Origin of the sequence: Jiella pacifica, assembly GCF_010500815.1 — a bacterium.
In the GTDB taxonomy this organism is placed as follows: domain Bacteria; phylum Pseudomonadota; class Alphaproteobacteria; order Rhizobiales; family Rhizobiaceae; genus Jiella; species Jiella pacifica.
On the sequence record NZ_JAAAMG010000074.1, the window covers coordinates 1 to 544 of the forward strand.

At 66.7% G+C, this 544-nt stretch carries 1 protein-coding gene; it reads right to left on the minus strand.

Features of this window, described 5'->3' with window-relative positions:
• The coding region (locus GTK09_RS27105; protein WP_512698712.1) for an IS21 family transposase at positions 1–430 on the minus strand (430 nt) is incomplete at its 3' end.
• Between the last annotated feature and the right edge of the window lie 114 nt (positions 431–544).

Genomic DNA, 544 nt, shown 5'->3' on the forward strand with positions numbered 1-544 from the left:
GCCTGACGCCGCCGATCACGCCGATCGCCTCGCCGAAGTCCGCCTGGGCGTGGCCGGGCGGGTGCGCCAACGGCACGAAAGTCTCGCGCTGGCGCCCACGGGCGATCCGGACATAGTCCTTCACCACCGTCAGCCCGCCGCCGTAGCCGTGCTCGTCGCGAAGCCGCTCGAAGATCCGCTTGGCGGTGTGGCGCTGCTTGACCGGCGCCGTGCGATCGGCCTCCAGGATCGTGTCGATCACCGGCAGGAGCGTGCCAAGCTTCGGCTTTCCCACCGGCTTCGTTCGCGTATACCCCGGCGGAATCGAGAACCGGCACATCTTCGAAATCGTCTCGCGGCTCAACCCAAAGACCCGGGCCGCATCGCGCTGGCTGTTGCCCTCGAGATGAACGTAACGCCGGACGGCGGCGTAAACTTCCACGGCGAACATTCCCGGCCGCTCTCCCGACAAAGGAAAACAGCCTAACCACTGGCCGGATTTTACTCCGGCGCGGCAGCCCCAACTGGCGCCGCTTCGTGGCCTACTTTCTCACCGCCCTACACA